Below are 16,438 nucleotides of genomic sequence, written 5' to 3' on the forward strand. Positions count from 1 at the left end.
GCACCGACTATACGGGAGATCTCCATGACTCGTCTTGCCCGGCTGAGCCTTGCCAACCGCGCCGTGGTGGCACTGGCGACGTTGATCCTCATCGTGGCGGGCGTCTTGTCGACGACGTCGCTGAAGCAGGAGCTCATCCCGTCCTTGGAGATCCCGCTCGCGGTGGTGGTGACGCCTCTCCCGGGTGCGGCGCCGGACGTGGTCGAGCGGCAGGTGACCGAGGTGGTCGAGGCTGCCGTCAGCGGTGTGGAAGGTCTGGAGGGGACCGAGTCCACGAGCCGCAACAGCCTGTCGGTGGTGTCGGTGGAGCTGGCCTACGGTACCGACCTGCAGGCGGCCCAGCAGGACCTGGAGCAGGCCGTGACCCGGGCGGGCACCGGCCTGCCGACGGGCGTCACACCGTCTGTGATCACCGGCAGCATCGACCAGCTCCCGGTGGTGCAGCTGGCGGTGGCCGCCCCGCAGCTGGACGAGCAGGAGCTCGTGACCCGGGTGGAGGAAGAGGTCGTTCCGCGGTTGCGGGGCCTGGAGGGGGTTCGGGAGGTCACCCTGTCCGGGGCGCGGGAGACGCGGGTCGAGATCGTTCCGGACCCCGTGGCCCTGGGGGCCGCGGGGATCGGCCTGGATGCTCTCACTTCGGCACTGCAGGCCAACGGTGCGGTCATCCCGGCCGGCACGGTCACCGACGGGCAGCGCTCCCTGAACGTCGTGGTGGGCGAGCGGTTGTCCTCGGTGCAGGACATCGCGGCGATCCCGCTGCCCACCGCTGACCCCTCAGGGGCACCGGTCCTGCTGGGAGACGTGGCCACGGTCGAGCAGGCACAGGTTCCCGCCACCTCCTATGCCCGGACCAACGGTCAGGCGAGCGTCGCTCTGGCGATCACCAAGACCCCTGACGGCAACACCGTCAGCGTCTCCCATGACGTGCGGGACCTGATCCCGGGGATCGAGGCGGCGCTGGGTGAGGGTGCTGCGGTCGACGTGGTCTTCGACCAGGCCCCGTTCATCGAGAAGTCGATCGAGGACCTGAGCACCGAGGGCCTCCTCGGCCTGATCTTCGCCGTGATCGTGATCATGCTCTTCCTGCTGTCACTGCGCTCCACCTTGGTTACCGCGATCTCGATCCCGCTGTCGTTGCTGATAGCGATGACCGGGCTGCTGGTCGGTGGGTACTCGCTGAACATCCTGACCCTGGGGGCGCTGACGGTCGCGGTCGGACGGGTCGTGGACGACTCGATCGTGGTGATCGAGAACATCAAGCGCCACCTCGGCTACGGCGAGCCCAAGGCGCAAGCGATCTTGACCGCGGTGCGTGAGGTCGCCGGCGCCGTGACGTCCTCCACCATCACCACCGCGGCGGTGTTCGTGCCGATCGGGATCGTCGGCGGTCAGGTCGGCGAGCTGTTCCGGCCCTTCGCCTTCACCGTGGCCGTGGCCCTGCTGGCCTCGCTGGTCGTCTCCTTGACCATCATCCCGGTGCTGGCCTACTGGTTCCTGCGCGCCCCGGCCGACCATCAGCACGCGGCTGTGGACCGGGACCGTGTCGAGCAGGGCGAGCGCCACGGACTTCTCCAGCGCAGCTACCTGCCGGTGCTCCGAGGGGCCATCGCCCACCCGCTGATCACTCTCGCCATCGCCGTCGCCGTCCTCGGCGGGACCCTCGCGGCCGGCACGAGGCTGGAGACCAACTTCATCGGCGACGCCGGGCAGAATACCCTCAGCGTCGACCAGCAGCTTCCGGCCGGCACGAGCCTGGAGGTCACCGACGCCGCCGCACGGCAGGTCGAGGAGGTCATCGCCGAGCTGGACGGCGTCGAGACCTACCAGGTGACCGTGGGCTCGGGTGGAAGCGGGCTGCAGACCGCCTTCCTGGGCGGTGGCGGCGGGTCGAACACGGCCACCTTCGCGATCACCACCGACCTGGACGCCGACCAGGCCCGGGTCGAGCAGGACCTTCGTGCCGCGATCGCGGACGTGGAGGACGCCGGGGAGCTGACCGTGACCACCGGGCAGGCCGGGTTCGGGTTGCCGCCGGTGGAGGTCGTGGTCCGTGCCGACGACGACCAGACGCTGCGCGAGGCCGCAGATCTGGTCGCCGAGGCCATGGCGGACGTCCAGGGCACGACCGACGTCGTGAACAACCTTGCCTCAGACGCACCAGCGGTCCAGATCCAGGTCGACCGGGCGGCAGCGACCCAGGCTGGCACCAGCGAGAGCGCTATCGGGCAGGCGGTGGCCGGCCTGCTCCGTGGTGCGCCGATCGGCCAGGCGGACATCGCCGGGCGCACCACCGACGTCGTGGTGCTCCTGGGCCAGGCCCCCGGCGACGTCCAGGCCCTGCGCGACACCCCTGTCCCCACCGCCACCGGGATCGTTCCCCTGGGGCAGGTCGCCGAGGTCAGCGAGGTCCAGCAGCCCACCAGCCTGACCCGACAGGACGGGCAGCGCACGGCCACGGTGACCGCCACCGCGACCGATCAGAACCTCGGCGGTATCACCACCCGGCTGCAGGAACAGCTCGACGCCCTCGACCTGCCCGACGGCGCAGAAGCCGAGATCGCAGGCGTCAGCGCCGAGCAGCAGTCAGCGTTCGCCGACCTGTACGTGGCCCTGCTGGCCTCCATCGCCATCGTCTACCTGGTGATGGTCGCCACGTTCCGCTCCCTGCTGCAGCCGCTCATCCTCCTGGTGTCGGTGCCGTTCGCCGCCACCGGAGCACTGGCCCTGCTGCTGCTCACCGGCACACCCCTGGGCGTGCCGTCGCTGATCGGGCTCCTCATGCTGGTCGGCATCGTGGTGACCAACGCGATCGTGCTCATCGACCTGGTCAACCAGAAGCGCGAGCAGGGCCTGAGCGTGGTCGACGCCGTGATCGAGGGGTCCCGATACCGCCTGCGGCCGATCCTGATGACCGCCGCAGCGACCATCGGCGCCCTGACCCCCATGGCACTGGGACTGACAGGCGGCAGCGTCTTCATCTCCCAGCCGCTGGCCCTGGTGGTCATCGGCGGGCTGACCACCTCCACCCTCCTGACCCTGGTGCTCGTCCCGGTCCTGTACAACCTGACCGAACGCGCCAGCGCGGCCCTGCGTGAGCGCCGAGGCCGCCGGACGGCCACCACCCTCCCAGCCTGACACTGACACCCCCGGCGGTCTCCGGCGGGTCGTGATTCACAGCCGTTCCGGTCGACCGTGGACCGGCGCACCTGTGCCAACCAGGCCGAGCGCGCCTCGGCGACCTTCGAGTGCCGGCGCCACCCCGGCCTCAGCTACCGGTGCCCGAACGACTTGGCGGACCTTCACACCGCCGCAGTGGCCGTGGCACGATCAACGAGCCGTCCGGGATACCGGGTCAGGCTCCTGCAGCACGACCTCAACGAAGGGGTTAGGCGATGAAGGCAGCGCGGTTGCACGAGTTCGGCGGTGACTTCGTGGTGGAGGAGGTTCCGACGCCGGAGCCCGGTGCCGGTGAGGTTCGGGTCCGCGTCGGCGGGTCCGGCGCGTGCCACTCCGACCTGCACGTCCGGGCGGGGGAGATCCCCGTCCACCTTCCCGCCCTGCTGGGGCACGAGAACGCCGGGTGGGTGGACGCCATCGGTCCGGGCGCCGAGGGCTTTGAGATCGGTGAGCCCGTCGTGGTGTTCGGTGGGTGGGGCTGCGGCCGCTGCCGTGTGTGCTTGGGTGGCCAGGAGCAGCTGTGCGACACCATGCGGTGGGGCGGTATCGGCCCCGACGGTGGCTACGCGGACTACATGGTCGTGCCGAGCACCCGGCACCTGCTGGCCGCTGGCGACCTGGACCCGGCGCTCGCTGCCCCGCTGACCGACGCGGCGCTCACCCCGTACTCGGCGGTGAAGAAGGCCCTCCCGCGTCTGGTGCCCGGCACCACGGCGGTGCTGGTGGGCGCCGGTGGGCTCGGCCAGTACGGGCTGCAGTTCCTCAAGCTCCTCTCCCCGGCGACGGTGGTTGTCGTCGACAGCTCGGCGGACAAGCGGCGCCTCGCCCTGGAACTCGGTGCCGACCAGGTGGTCGACCCGGCAGACGCCGACGCCATGGAGCAGATCAAGGCCGCCAGCCACGGCGAAGGCGCGGCGGTCGCGCTGGACTTCGTCGGGGCCGACGCGACGATGAGGCTGGGGGCCTCGTCGCTGGGCCCGCAGGGCCTGTTCGTCCTGGTGGGCCTGGCGGGAGGTTCCTTCCCGTTCTCGTTCTTCTCCCTGCCCGTCCAGGCGACGCTGACCAGCAGCAGCTGGGGCAGCCGCAACGAGCTGGAGGAGGTCCTCGCCATGGCCCGGACCGGGCGCCTGGTCTCCACGATCGAGCGGTATCCGCTGGGCGAGATCAACGACGTGTTCGCGCGCCTCGCCGCCGGGCAGGTCCAGGGCCGTGCCGTCCTGATCCCTTGAGCACACTCGTCCACGTCCCGCTAGGCGCGTCTGCCACGGCGAGCGGCACCATGCGCTGACGCGGCGCCCGCCGCCATCACCGCCTGGCCGAAGACAGCAGACATGACCCGGTCCGGGCTAGTCAGCCGCCCGGCTCCATTCTGCTGCCCAGGAAGCTATCGCGTCGATGACCGGTCCGAGGGCCCGCCCCTTCGCCGTCAGCACGTAGCGCGGTGCGCCTGCGCCGATCGGGCACGTGCGCGAGAGGAGTCCTTCGCGTTCCAGCTCCCGTAGCCTCTCGGCCAGCAGGCGGTCCGAGAGCCCGGGGATGACGGCGCGGATCTCACTGAAGCGCTCCGCGTGGGCCATCAGGGCGTGAAGAATGACACCGTTCCACCGTCGACCGAGCAGCTCGACGGTCTGGTGGAACGACGGGCAGTAGCGACCGCAGTCGTCGCCCGCGGGACCGACCGCCTCGTCCGCCACCTCGCCCTCCACGTCCGCTCAAGGGTGATTGACCCGCGCCCAGGGTACTGCTATACCTCAATCACTTACATCTGGTAAGCGGCGACCTGGAAGGGTGACGTGGAGGTCCTGGTGCTCATCGGCAGGGTGGTCTTCGCCTTGCTCTTCCTCGGCTCAGGCTTTGGCCACCTCACACAGCGGCAGATGATGGCCGGTTACGCCACCGGCAAGGGAGTGCCTGCCGCCAACCTGATGGTCCCGCTGACCGGGCTGCAGCTCCTGGCCGGCGCACTGATGGTGGCCCTGGGGATCTGGCCCGACGTCGGCGCCCTCCTGCTGGTGACCTTCCTGGTGCCCACAGCCTTCATCATGCACGGCTTCTGGGCCGAGACCGACCCCGGCGCCAAGGCCATGGAGCAGACTCAGTTTCTCAAGGACCTGGCCCTGGCCGGAGCGGCACTGGTGATGTTCGCCGTCTTCGCCTACCTCGGTGACGATCTGGGCCTGGTCCTGGTCGGCCCGCTGTTCAGCCTGTCATGAGCGGCGCGGTTCCCGTGGCCATGCCCGAGCGCCCGGGCCCGCGACCCTCGACGACCCCGACCAACCCGCACACCCAGCTCGACCAGCAGCCGAGCGACGACCGACCACGGCAGCGCCTCATCGGGCAGCTCGCCGACCTGCCGGATGTGGTCTGGGCGGCCTCGACGATCTCTGTCCCGGGTGCACAAGCGCTCACGCTGCCTCGGGGCCCACACCGAGGGCCACCCGACGCGTTCATGATCGACACCGAGTTCGCCCACCTCCACCCGGCCCCTGACCACTCCCTTCACCTGGTACTGCCGTCGGCGGCCGCCGAAGCCGCCATCGACGCCGGCTGGGCCGAGCAGCACCCCATCGCCCGCCTCGGGCTCATCTCGCCGGGTGCGGTCATGGTCTACGCGCCACGGGACGCGCACGAGGCGGACATCGCCGCCGGCCTCGTCCGGGCGTCCTACGCATACGCAACTGGTTCGACGCGTTCGCTCAGAGCGAAAACCTGAGCGGGCAAAGACGCCGCGGCCCGACTCTCCGGTCCGCGCCCGATCCGAAGATCACTCAAGGAGGAGTGCCTCATGGCAGGACGACTCGAGGGCAAGGTTGCCCTCATCACCGGTACGGCGGACGGTCAGGGACGGGCCGCCGCCCTCGCCTTCGCCGCTGAAGGCGCCAAGATCGTCGGGTGCGATCTCAAGGCGGAACTAGCCGAACAGACCGTCGAGCTCGTCCGGGCGCAGGGCGGTGAGATGGTCTCGATGCAGCCGCTGAACCTGGGCGACGAAGCCGCGGTGCAGCGCTGGATCGACTTCGCCGTCGAGCAGTACGGCGACTTCGACATCCTGTACAACAACGCCTCGGGTGTCCGCGGCGGCACCATCGAGTCCTTGACCCGCGCGGACTGGGACTTCGACATGACCAACGAGGTCACCATCTTGTTCCTGGCCATCCAGAAGGCCCTGCCGGTCTTCAAGCGCAAGGGCCGCGGCACCATCCTCAACACCGGCTCGGTCGCCGCGATGGTCGGCTCGGCCATGCCCGGCAACGTCGCGGGCAACCTCGTGCACAACGTCGCCAAAGGCGCCGTCCTGCGCCTGACGACCAATCTCGCCGTCGAGCTGTCACCGTGGAACATCCGCGTCAACACCGTCTCCCCAGGGTTCATCGACACCCCCGCGACACGACCGCTGCTGGAGGCCGGCGGGCGCGCACCTGTCGAACGCGCACTGCTCAACCCGCGCGTGGGGCGGCCGGAGGACATCGCCATGGCAGCTGTGTACCTGTGCTCGGACGAGGCGGACTACGTCACAGGTGCGAACCTGGTCGTCGACGGCGGCTGGGTCGCAGGTGGCGGCGTCGGCCGCCCCGACCCCGAGATCGAACAGATCTTCGGCGAGGTGATGAAGAAGCTGACCAACGCCCCCACCGCCTGACAGTGAGGATGTAGGCGAGCCCTCGACGACGCTCCCTGCCCTCTGCGCGCCTGACGGTGACCGACGCCGCCGACCCTTCGGTGCCGCCGATCTGGCCCGCCCGCGGCCGGGGCCTCGCGGTCGTGCTGTTGGCCGCCACCACCTGATCCCTCCGGCAAACACGGACCGCGGCGCTGGTCGCGGCATGGCGAAAGGTCAACGAAGTTGATGCCTGACATGGCAACGATGCTCGCGCACTGGACCGAGAGGGCCGGGCCCCACTCAGAGGGCGCGCTCCTGCAACCGCACCATGAACGGTGCCTTGGCTGCGGCCCGGACAACCCCCACGGCCATCACCTCCAGGTCCACCGCCGTGGGGACGGGGTGATGGCTGACCATGTCTTCGACGAGCGCCACGTCGGAGCTCCCGGAGTCGTGCACGGCGGCGCCGTCGCCACCGTCCTTGACGACCTGTTCGGGTTCCTGCCCTACCTGGTCGGAACGCCGGCCGTCACCCGCCAGCTCACAGTGGACTACCTGTCACCGGTGCTCGTCGGAGTCACCTACCGGATCGAGGCGACGGTGACGAGCCGGGAGGACCGCAAGGTCTTCGTCGTCGCCACCGTGAGCGACCTGGATGAACGCACCGTGGCCACGTCGAGCGCGGTGTTCATCACGGTCGACGTCGAACACTTCGCCCGGCACGGAGGCGTCTCCGGCGGTGGCCCGACACCACCCGTCACGAATGACCACCGTGACACCGGCCGGGAGAGCGCGGTGGGCCAGCAACGCGGGTAGTGCGTGTCTCGACAGCGATCTGTGCGCGCGAGCTCCAGCCGGACCCTGAACCCGCCACGCGCCCGAGGCCCGCGGAACCGCTTCGCTTGAAGCCCGGGGTGGGTCACCTCGAGGCGCGGGAGCGGGTGGCGTGAAAGGCGGCGAGTGCGCGCTGATCGGCGTCGCCGAGGGTGTGCAGGTACTTCTGGGTGGTCTGGATCTGCGCGTGGCCCATTCGCTCCATCACGGAGAGAAGGTCCGCTCCTCCGGCCAGCAGCCAGGATGCGTGTGCGTGACGTAGGTCGTGCATGCGAACGGGAAAGTCGATGCCGGAGCGTTGAACGGCCGGCCGCCAGTAGCGGGTGTTGAACGTGCCCCGCGAGAGGGGTTGGCCTCCTTCGGTCTCACGGGAAGGGAAGAGCAGGTCGGCCGGTCCCAGGCCGAGGTCATCGATCCGCGCGAGGAGGGCGTCGATCAGATCCTGGGAGACCGCGACGGTGCGCGGCTCGTCGTCCTTGGGGTAGGGCTTGACGATCATACGGCGCCCGGTTGGGGAGTCCTTGGTGGACACCTCCACGATGGTGTCCTGCACGGTCACCGTGCGGGCCTCGGTGTCCACGTGCCGGGGTCGTAGCGCGACGAGCTCGCCCCATCGCAGGCCGGTCTCGATGGCCGTCATGACCATGACCGTGAAGCGCGGCGGGATCTGCGCCAGCAGCCGGGTGTACTCATCCGGGGTGAGGGTGCGGGTCCTGGTGGTGATCACCTTCGGAAGGTCGGTCGCCGCGCAGGGGTTGAAGGGGATGATCCGGTCGGCCACGGCTCGGGCGAAGATCGAGTGCAGCATCACGTGGTACTTGACGATGGACCGCGCGGACAGGCCCTTGCGTCGCTTGTCGGCGATCGTCGTGGGTTTGGCCGCCTGGTTGACCCACTCCTGGACCAGGGCAGGCATGATCCGCGCCATTGGGTAGTCCCCGAAGAAGGGGACGAAGTGGATGCGCAGGTTCGAGGCGTACGCGGCGTAGGTGGTGACCTCCAGGTGGCGCGAGGGCAGCCACACGTTCTGGGCATACTCCTTGAAGGTGATGCGTCCGGCCCGTGGGTCGATCCACGTCCCCTCGGCGAGCGCGATCTCGGCGCGGACAGCGGCCTGCATGGCGGCCTTGTCGGTGCTGAAAGTCCCGACGGTGCGCTTGGCTCCTGAGGCGTCGCGGTAGCGGCCCTGGTACCGCTTCTTGCCGTCCTCGGCCCGCCGCACGGTCACCCACGCCATCTCGACCACCCCGGCCGACATGTGGGCCCAATGTGGGCAGACGCCGCCGGGCACTGGCGAACAGCGGCGAACGCCGGCGTACGCGAAACCCATGCTGATGTGGGTAGATGCATGCATTGAGCCTACTCAGGCGTCGTCCCCTGGCAAGAGGGCCTGCACTCATAACCCAGAGGTCGCAGGTTCAAATCCTGCCCCCGCTACTCATGACGAAGGCCCGGACCTGATGGTCCGGGCCTTCGTCGTCGGGCACGGAGCCGCGCGCCCCGCGGTCCGTCGTCCCCAGGCGACCTGCCGGCGCTGGACGAGCAGAGCCGCCACGGCCGCTGTGGGGACCGTGGGGATGTCGTGCCGTGCTTCTCGTCGAACCGGACACGTCCCGTGCCTGCGACGAACACCTCACCGTCGGGATCAGGTGATGGGAGTGTGCCTCGGGTGTGTGGCTGGCCACGTACCGGGGCGCCGGAGTGTGGTGCTCGCACCGATGCCTGCGGTGACGGTCACGTCAGACCGTGGAGGGCATGAACACGACTCACTTCACCCGCTTGTCGGCCATGTCCGTCGTCTCCGCGATGCTCGTCGCGGGCTGCTCGGGCGGGGACGACCTCGAGCCCGCGCAGGCGAGCACATCACCTGCCGCCCCTGCGGAGCTACGCCTCGCCTTCACGAGCGGACTTGCTGACGCGCACGTCGAGGCCCTGCAGGACGCGATCGCGACGCAGGAGGACTCCGGGCTCTCGATGACCGTCGACCAGTCCGCGGACGTCCAGCACACCCGCGACGGCGAGCAGCGGATCGTCCAGGCGGTCGCCGACGGCACCATCGACCTGGCGGTGGTCGGTGCGCGGGTGTTCAGTCAGCTGGGCGCGCACGACCTCGACGCGCTCGTCGCCCCGATGGTGCTGACCAGCGTCGAAGCCCAGGAGGCGGTCTGGTCGACGGACCTCGTGGACCGGATGCTCGACGGTCTGGGGTCGGTCGGCGTCACCGGTCTCGCCGCGTTCCCTGGCCCGGTGCGACGCCCTGTCGCCGCGGGTGAACCGCTGATCGGCCGGGCCGACTTCGAGGACGTCCCGTTCTTCGTCTGGGACGGGGACGTCAGCGAGCTGACCGTCGAGGCGCTCGGAGCCACGGCCGTGGAGGTCACACCCGAGGAGCGCAACGCCGGCATCGAGGACGGGACGATCCACGCCTTCGACAACACGCTGCTGTTCATGGCGGACAAGACGGACTGGGCCACCCGGGCGATGTCGTTGAACGTCGGGCTCTGGCCGTCCGTCAGCGTGCTGGTCGCCAACCCCGACACCCTCGCGGGTCTGAGCGCCGAGCAGCGCACGGCGCTCCTGGATGTCGTCGAAGCCACCAGCTCGACAGCGTTCGACCGGCTGCCCGACGAGCAGGAGCTCGTCGACCAGGCCTGTGCCAACGGCTTCACCTTCGGTCTCGCCCCGGCGGAGGAGCTGGCCCACATCAGGGCCGCGGTCGAGCCAGTCCACGAACGTCTCCGCGCCGACGACACGGTCGCTCTGTACCTCGACGAGATCGAGGCCCTGACCCGTGACGTCGAGACCGAGCTGCCCACCGTGCCCGACGGCTGCGACGGCACGACAGGGCCCGGTGGTGACACGGCGGAGCCGGGTGCGGCCCCGGCCGGGGCACCGACGGAGCTCGACGGGACCTACGCGATCACCTGGACGGTCGAGGACCTGACCGAGGCCCTGGGCGGGGAGGACAACCCCACCGCTGAGCAGGACGCACGCAACAACGCGGGCACCATCCAGCTGACCTTCGACCGCGGGCGTTACGACCTGGTCTACACGGCACTCGGCGACTCCTGCCCCGGCACGTTCATCGTGGACGGCGACCGCGTCGTCCTCACCGCCACCACCGTGCCGAGCGAGTGGGACTGCGGGGACGGGCTGGGGCAGACGGTGGCGGACGCAGCATGGCGCCTGGCCGACGGCGACCTGACGTTGTCGGACTGGGAGCTCTCGCCGACGCCCGACGTCGGGTGGTTCACGCGCGCCCTGCTCGGGACCAAGCCGCTCGAGCGGCTGGAGGAGTAGCCTCGTGGTCACTTCCGCGTGCCCGAGAGAGGTCACCGTGCCGGGCGGAGCATCGCGGTCGCTCGGCCCCGTGGTCGTGGGGCTGGCGACCACACTCCTCGCAGCCGGGTGTGGTGCGCCCGGCGGCATCTCCCAGGCCGGCTTCGCCGCGCCGAGCGTCCGTCTCACGCTCGGGGTCGCGGATCCGCCCGGGTTCTACTCCTGGACCCTCGCCGAGGAGTTCGCCCGGCGGGTGGCGTCGGAGACCGACGGCGCGATCGAGATCGAGGTGACGCAGGGCGACGAGATCAGGGGCTGGAACCAGGCCCTGGCCCGGCGCGCGGTCGACGGCGACCTGGACCTCACCCTGCTTCCCGCCCAGACCTGGGACGTGCTCGACGTCCCATCGCTGACGGCGCTCTACGTCCCCTTCCTCGTGCGCGACGAGGAGCACCTCGACGCTCTCGCGACCGGCGACGTGGCCGACGAGCTCCTGGCCGGACTCGACGGGAGCGGCGTCACCGGTCTCGGGCTCCTGCCCGGCGGCATGCGGCACTTCTTCGCGGATGGTGCGCCGCCCGTCGTCCCGGACGATCTCGACGGGGTGGGTGTGCGGTCCGCCCTGTCGACGACGGTCTGGTCGATGATCGAGGCCTTCGGAGGTTCTCCGGACGACCCGAACGGGGCCGAGGTCGGCGAGGAGCTGAGAGCCGGCCGCGTCACCGTCCTCGACAGCATGTTCGCGCTGGCGGACGGCCCCCTCGGGGCGCCGGCCGCGGCCGGCGACGTGGCGCCCTACCCCCTGGCCTTCACGCTGGTCGTCAACGACGGACGCCTCCAGCGGTTGCCGGTCGGACATCGGCAAGCCCTGCGGGACGCCGCGGTGGACACGACGGCCTGGGCCGCGAGCACCCGCCCGTCGGAGGCCCAGGAGGCGCAGGAGCTGTGCGAGCGGGCCCCCCGGGCAAAGGTCGTGCTGGCCGGCCCCGACGCGGTCCGGTCCTGGAAGGACGCGGCCGCAGACGTCGTCGGCGGGCTGCGGGCGGACCCGGCCGTGGACGCCCTCGCCGAACGCATCGACGCCCTCGCCGACCGGACCGAGCCGGCACCGGCGGTGCGGCCGTGCCACGGCGCCGAGGTCGACGCGGACGGCGACGCCGGGTCCTCGACGGACGGACAGAGCGCCAACATCCCGGTCGACTTCCCCGAAGGTGTCTACCGGAAGGAGATCACCGCCGAGGAGCTGATCGACGTCGGGGTCACCGCCGCGGATGCGCACGCCCACGCGGGCGTCTGGATGATGGTGATCCGCGACGGACGGTACGGACCCGAGGACGACCAGGAATGTCCCGGCAGCACCTACGACGTCGTCGACGGACGCATCGTGGTCACCCTCGGTCCGGAAGGACCGGGCTGCGGCGAAGCAGCGGGGCAGGTGCTGTACTCGGCGGGCTGGCGTCTCGACGGCGACCAGCTCATGCTCACCGATGTGCGGTCGGGCCATGGCAGCGACCTGCTCATCACGGGCATCTTCGGCTCGACTGCCTGGACCCGGCTCGAGTGAACGACCTGGTCGCCCTCGCCGTCGGCGCTGCGTGGATCGCGGCGCTCGTCGTCGGGCGCGGCCGTCGCACGTTCGCGGTGCTCGCCGGGCTCGCCGCTCTCGCGTGGTTTGCGAGCCTGGCACTGCCGGTGGCCGTGCTCTGGCACCGCGGGCCCCTGGTCCACGTCCTCCTCGCCGGTGGGACCTGGCTGCCCCGCTCTCGGACGGCCCGCTCCGTCGTCGCCGCCGGCTATGCCGCGGCACTGACGCCGTGGCCGTGGGCCCGGCCATGGCTTGCCACGACGCTGGCCCTGGGGATCCTCCTCGCAGCGGCCGTCGAGCGTCGTCGACGCCGGGAGTCACCCGGGGCGAGCCCCTGGCGCGCCGCAACCGCCCTGGCATCCCTGTCCTTCGCGGCACCGCCGCTGCTCGCGTCAGCCGGCCTGTCGCGGAGCTGGGCCGTCCCCGTGCTGCTCGGATACGCCCTGACCCAGGCGCTCGTCATCGCCCTGCTCGTGGCGGCGGTCCGCCCCGGGTCGCCGCCGTGGGCAACGGACATCGCCGTCGAGCTCGGCGAGGCACCGCACGAGCGACTGCTGCAGGCGCTCGCGACGACCAGCAGGGACCCACGGACCGTCCTCGAGCAGGCGGAGATCGCGCGCGCGGCGGCTGACGAGCTGCACCGTCGGCTGGCGAGGCGTCAGGAGCGGCTCGCGGCGACCCTGGTGGAGATCGAAGGGTCGCGGCGTCGTCTCGAACGTGTGGACGCGCAGGAGCGTGGTGCGATCCGACGCGCCCTCGACGAGGTCGCGGTCGTCAGGCTGGAGAACGCCGTGAGTCAGCTGGAGGCGTTGGCCGGCGACGCCTCGACCTCGTCCGCGAGCACCGACCCTGTCGTCCGCGCGCTGCACCACCTGCGCCTCGCCATCGCCGAGATCGACGGGCTGGGTGCAGGACTGGCACCCGAGGCGCTGGCCGCGGGGCTCGGCACCGCGCTCGCGCGCCTCGTCGCGGCGACGCCGGCCGAGGTGTCCCTGGAGGTGCCCGACGGGACGTCGTGGGACGCGGTGCCGCCGCGGGTCGCTGCCTGCGTGTACTACGTCGCGGCGGAGGCCCTCGCCAACGTGGTGAAGCACGCCGAGGCACGTGCGGTGCGGGTGCGTCTGCGCGTCGACGACCCGGTCGACGGTGTCGTGGAGATGGTTGTCAGCGACGACGGCACGGGCCTGCTCGGCACGCCGGGCGCCGGCCTTACCGGCCTGCGGGACCGGGCCAGGGAGGTCGGCGGTCGCGTGGAGATCGACTCGCGCCCAGGTCGGGGGACGAGGGTCAGCCTCACGGTGCCCGTCCGAGAGGCGGTACGGACGTGACTCGGACCGTCCCGCCCGACTGGGTGACCGTGGTCGTCGCGGTGCTGGCGACCGTCCTGACGATCTCAGTGGCGGCGTTCACCCTGCAGCTGATCCCTGATGACCTCGCCGGGAGCCCTGCTTCCCTGGAATGGCTCTCCTCCGGGGGCCAGCGAGCCGCGTTCCTGACCGCCCTCGTCAGCCTCTCCTGCGCGGCGTTGATGGCAACGGTGGCCGGCGGCCGCGCGGCCTCGCCCGACGTGGCACTCGCCACGACGGTCGCGGCGGTGGGCTGGGCTTCCCTGGCCCCGGCGCTGTGGGCGACCACGCCGTGGGTGCGCGGCGCCGGCCTCGCGCTCACGAGCCTGCTGCCCGCTGCCCTGCTGCACCTCGCGCTGGCCAGCCGCGCCCAACAGGCGACTGCTGCGGTGGAGCAGCGCACGAGGCTCACCGCGACCGTCGCCTACCTGGTGCTCGGTGCGTCGGGACTGCTGACAGCTCTCTCGCGAGACCCCTTCTCGGACGTCGGTTGTCTCGTCCGGTGCGAATCGGTGACCCCTGTCCTCGACGCGCCTCGGCTGGCTCACGCCTCCGGCGTCGCACTCCTCGTGCTGATGGGGTCGGTCGCCGCGAGCGCCTCTGCGGTGGCATCGGTGGACGCGCGGGCGGATCGCCTCCCATCCCGGGTGACGCAGCTGGTGCTCGCCCTGACCGCTGCCGTCGAGGCCGCATGGGCCTGGTGGCCGGGCTCACGGGTGGTCGGAGGTCCGCTTCCTCGGGACTCCGCGCACCTGCTGGTGACGCGCGCCGGGGCCCTTGCGCTTCTCGCGGGATGCCTGACCGCCGGGGTGCTGCTCCGCCTGAGGCGGCGCGCGGCACTGCGGCGCCTTGCACGGGAGATCACGGAGGTGACGCCGCCGACGACGGTGAGCGAGGTCGTCGCCGCCCGCCTGGGCGACCCGCGAGCGCGTCTGGACTACTTCGTCGCAGGCGACGAGGTCTGGGTCGACGAGGACGGTCGACCCTCGGAGCCGCCGCAGGACGATCCCGCGCGACGGAGCGCGTTGCTCCGTCGCGGGGGTGACGTGGTGGCGCGGCTGACCACGGCCGGCCCGCGGTCGCGCGCCGGGGACCTGCAGGACGCACTAGGTCCTGCCGCACTCCTCGCGCTCGAGGCCGAGCGGACCCGTGCCGAGCAGATGCTCCGACTCGGCCACCTGACGGAGAGCCGCCGGAGCACCGTCCGGACGGCGGACCTCGCGCGCCGACGGGCCGAGCGCGACCTGCACGACGGCGCGCAGCACCTGCTGCTCGCCGCTTCCTTCGCACTCCAGGAGGCGCTCCGGCTCGCGCGCTCGGCGGGTCGCCCCGACCGCGCGGAGCGGTTGGCGACCGTCGCCTCCGAGGTGTCGGAGGCCGCCCGGGAGATACGGGACGTCGCCCACGGGATCTACCCGGTGCTGCTCGGCGACTCCGGACTGGTGCCGGCGCTCGAGGGGCTCGCGCGGGAGAGCGAGGGCGTCGTGACCCTGGACGCCACGCCTGTGCCCCGCGTGGACCCCTCGGTCGAGCTGACGGCGTACCTCGTCGCTGCGGCGGCGGTCCGTGCTGCCGGGGCCGGGCAGGTCCGACTGGCCGTCAGCCATGACGACGACACCCTCCGGCTGACCGTCGTCGGCGTGCCGCTCGACGACCACGACGTGCGCCCGCTGGTCGATCGCTCAGGAGCACTGGGCGGCACCATGGAGGGCATGGAGGCCACCTGGCACCTGGAGCTCCCGTGCGCGTAGTCGTGGCCGAGGACAGCCTGCTGACACGGGAGGGCATCGTGCACGTCCTGGCACGGGCGGGCAACGAGGTCACCGCTCAGGTCGGTGACGCCGAGGCGCTGCTCGCGGCGGTGGCCGTCGATGCTCCCGACCTCGTGATCGTGGATGTCCGGATGCCACCCACGCACACGACCGAAGGCATCGAGGCCGCACGCGCGATCCTGGGTGCACATCCCGGCGTCGCGGTGCTGGTCCTCTCGCAGTACATCGAGCCCGGGTACGCCCTCACGCTCCTCCAGGAGCGTCCCGACGGCGTGGGATACCTGCTCAAGGAGCGGATCTCCGACGCGGCCGTCCTCGTCGACGCCGTGCACCGGCTCACCGAGGGCGAGTCCCTCGTCGACCCCACCATCGTCCGGACCCTCATGCGGCGGCAGCGGGACCCAGGACCGCTCGCCGGGCTGTCGGAGCGCGAGGTCGAGGTGCTCGCCCTCGTCGCGGAGGGTCTCTCGAACAAGGCCATTGCCGAGCGGCTGTTCATCACCGAACGGACCGTCGAGGCCCACCTCACACGGATCCTCCCCAAGCTCGGTCTGCGGGCCGGACCCGATGTGCACCGTCGGGTGCTCGCGGCGCTCGCCTTCGTCAAGGGCTCCCGACCGGCGGAGTGACCTGCGGGCCCGGCCTCGGTTCGCGGGCACGGTGAGTCGAGCACGTGCTGGGGAACCCCGATGACTCAGGAACCATGGCCACGAAGCACTGCTCCGACCGGTCCCTCGCGGCAGCGCCTCCGGAGACCGATGGGATCACCCCCAGGCGCTGGACGGCCACGGCCGCGGTCATGCGTGCCGCTGCCACCAGAGGGCTACGGCGGTCCGGTTGGAGC

At 71.3% G+C, this 16,438-nt stretch carries 13 protein-coding genes; 11 read left to right on the forward strand and 2 right to left on the reverse strand.

Features of this window, described 5'->3' with window-relative positions:
• Window positions 1–24: 24 nt before the first annotated feature.
• Together LG379_RS03835 and LG379_RS03840 are read left to right on the forward strand one after the other, a co-directional pair.
• The gene (locus tag LG379_RS03835; protein WP_052022177.1) at window positions 25–3,135 is read left to right on the forward strand and encodes an efflux RND transporter permease subunit; all 3,111 of its coding nucleotides are present in this window, start codon (window positions 25–27) and stop codon (window positions 3,133–3,135) included.
• A 257-nt stretch (window positions 3,136–3,392) separates the two neighbouring features.
• Window positions 3,393–4,406 (forward strand): NAD(P)-dependent alcohol dehydrogenase, encoded by a 1,014-nt coding sequence (locus LG379_RS03840; protein ID WP_034221087.1) that lies wholly within the window; start codon window positions 3,393–3,395, stop codon window positions 4,404–4,406.
• Between the two features lie 117 nt (window positions 4,407–4,523).
• Here the strand turns inward: LG379_RS03840 and LG379_RS03845 are convergent, their stop codons facing one another.
• Window positions 4,524–4,871, reverse strand: a complete 348-nt coding sequence (locus LG379_RS03845; RefSeq protein WP_052022181.1) for a helix-turn-helix domain-containing protein — start codon at window positions 4,869–4,871, stop codon at window positions 4,524–4,526.
• A gap of 99 nt (window positions 4,872–4,970) precedes the next feature.
• Between LG379_RS03845 and LG379_RS03850 the strand changes: the two genes are divergently transcribed.
• From LG379_RS03850 to LG379_RS03865, 4 genes are all read left to right on the forward strand, one after another.
• Entirely contained in the window at window positions 4,971–5,390 is a 420-nt protein-coding gene (locus tag LG379_RS03850) for a DoxX family protein (protein WP_034221092.1), read from the forward strand.
• 236 nt (window positions 5,391–5,626) lie between these two features.
• Window positions 5,627–5,890, forward strand: coding sequence for a luciferase family protein (locus tag LG379_RS17055; RefSeq protein WP_368731348.1), 264 nt, complete (start codon window positions 5,627–5,629; stop codon window positions 5,888–5,890).
• Window positions 5,891–5,962: 72 nt separating this feature from the next.
• Window positions 5,963–6,817 (forward strand): SDR family NAD(P)-dependent oxidoreductase, encoded by an 855-nt coding sequence (locus LG379_RS03860; protein ID WP_081802176.1) that lies wholly within the window; start codon window positions 5,963–5,965, stop codon window positions 6,815–6,817.
• A gap of 366 nt (window positions 6,818–7,183) precedes the next feature.
• Window positions 7,184–7,594, forward strand: coding sequence for a PaaI family thioesterase (locus tag LG379_RS03865; RefSeq protein ID WP_225753226.1), 411 nt, complete (start codon window positions 7,184–7,186; stop codon window positions 7,592–7,594).
• A gap of 103 nt (window positions 7,595–7,697) precedes the next feature.
• Here the strand turns inward: LG379_RS03865 and LG379_RS03870 are convergent, their stop codons facing one another.
• Complete coding sequence (locus LG379_RS03870) at window positions 7,698–8,942, reverse strand: site-specific integrase (protein WP_202595119.1); 1,245 nt, start codon at window positions 8,940–8,942, stop codon at window positions 7,698–7,700.
• 425 nt (window positions 8,943–9,367) lie between these two features.
• On the opposite strand from LG379_RS03870, the gene LG379_RS03875 reads away from it, so the two are divergent.
• From LG379_RS03875 to LG379_RS03895, 5 genes are read left to right on the forward strand one after another with little or no spacing between them, the layout of a single operon-like run.
• Complete coding sequence (locus LG379_RS03875; RefSeq protein WP_225753227.1) at window positions 9,368–10,912, forward strand: TRAP transporter substrate-binding protein; 1,545 nt, start codon at window positions 9,368–9,370, stop codon at window positions 10,910–10,912.
• 37 nt (window positions 10,913–10,949) lie between these two features.
• Window positions 10,950–12,455, forward strand: coding sequence for a TRAP transporter substrate-binding protein (locus LG379_RS03880; protein ID WP_225753228.1), 1,506 nt, complete (start codon window positions 10,950–10,952; stop codon window positions 12,453–12,455).
• Complete coding sequence (locus tag LG379_RS03885) at window positions 12,452–13,804, forward strand: ATP-binding protein (protein WP_225753229.1); 1,353 nt, start codon at window positions 12,452–12,454, stop codon at window positions 13,802–13,804. Before LG379_RS03880 ends, LG379_RS03885 begins: the two co-directional genes overlap by 4 nt.
• The gene (locus tag LG379_RS03890) at window positions 13,801–15,573 is read left to right on the forward strand and encodes a histidine kinase (RefSeq protein WP_225753230.1); all 1,773 of its coding nucleotides are present in this window, start codon (window positions 13,801–13,803) and stop codon (window positions 15,571–15,573) included. Before LG379_RS03885 ends, LG379_RS03890 begins: the two co-directional genes overlap by 4 nt.
• Entirely contained in the window at window positions 15,564–16,223 is a 660-nt protein-coding gene (locus LG379_RS03895; RefSeq protein ID WP_225753231.1) for a response regulator transcription factor, read from the forward strand. The genes LG379_RS03890 and LG379_RS03895 overlap by 10 nt, the downstream gene beginning before the upstream one ends.
• Window positions 16,224–16,438 lie beyond the last annotated feature (215 nt).

It is taken from the genome of Actinotalea sp. Marseille-Q4924, assembly GCF_916618755.1.
In the GTDB taxonomy this organism is placed as follows: domain Bacteria; phylum Actinomycetota; class Actinomycetes; order Actinomycetales; family Cellulomonadaceae; genus Actinotalea.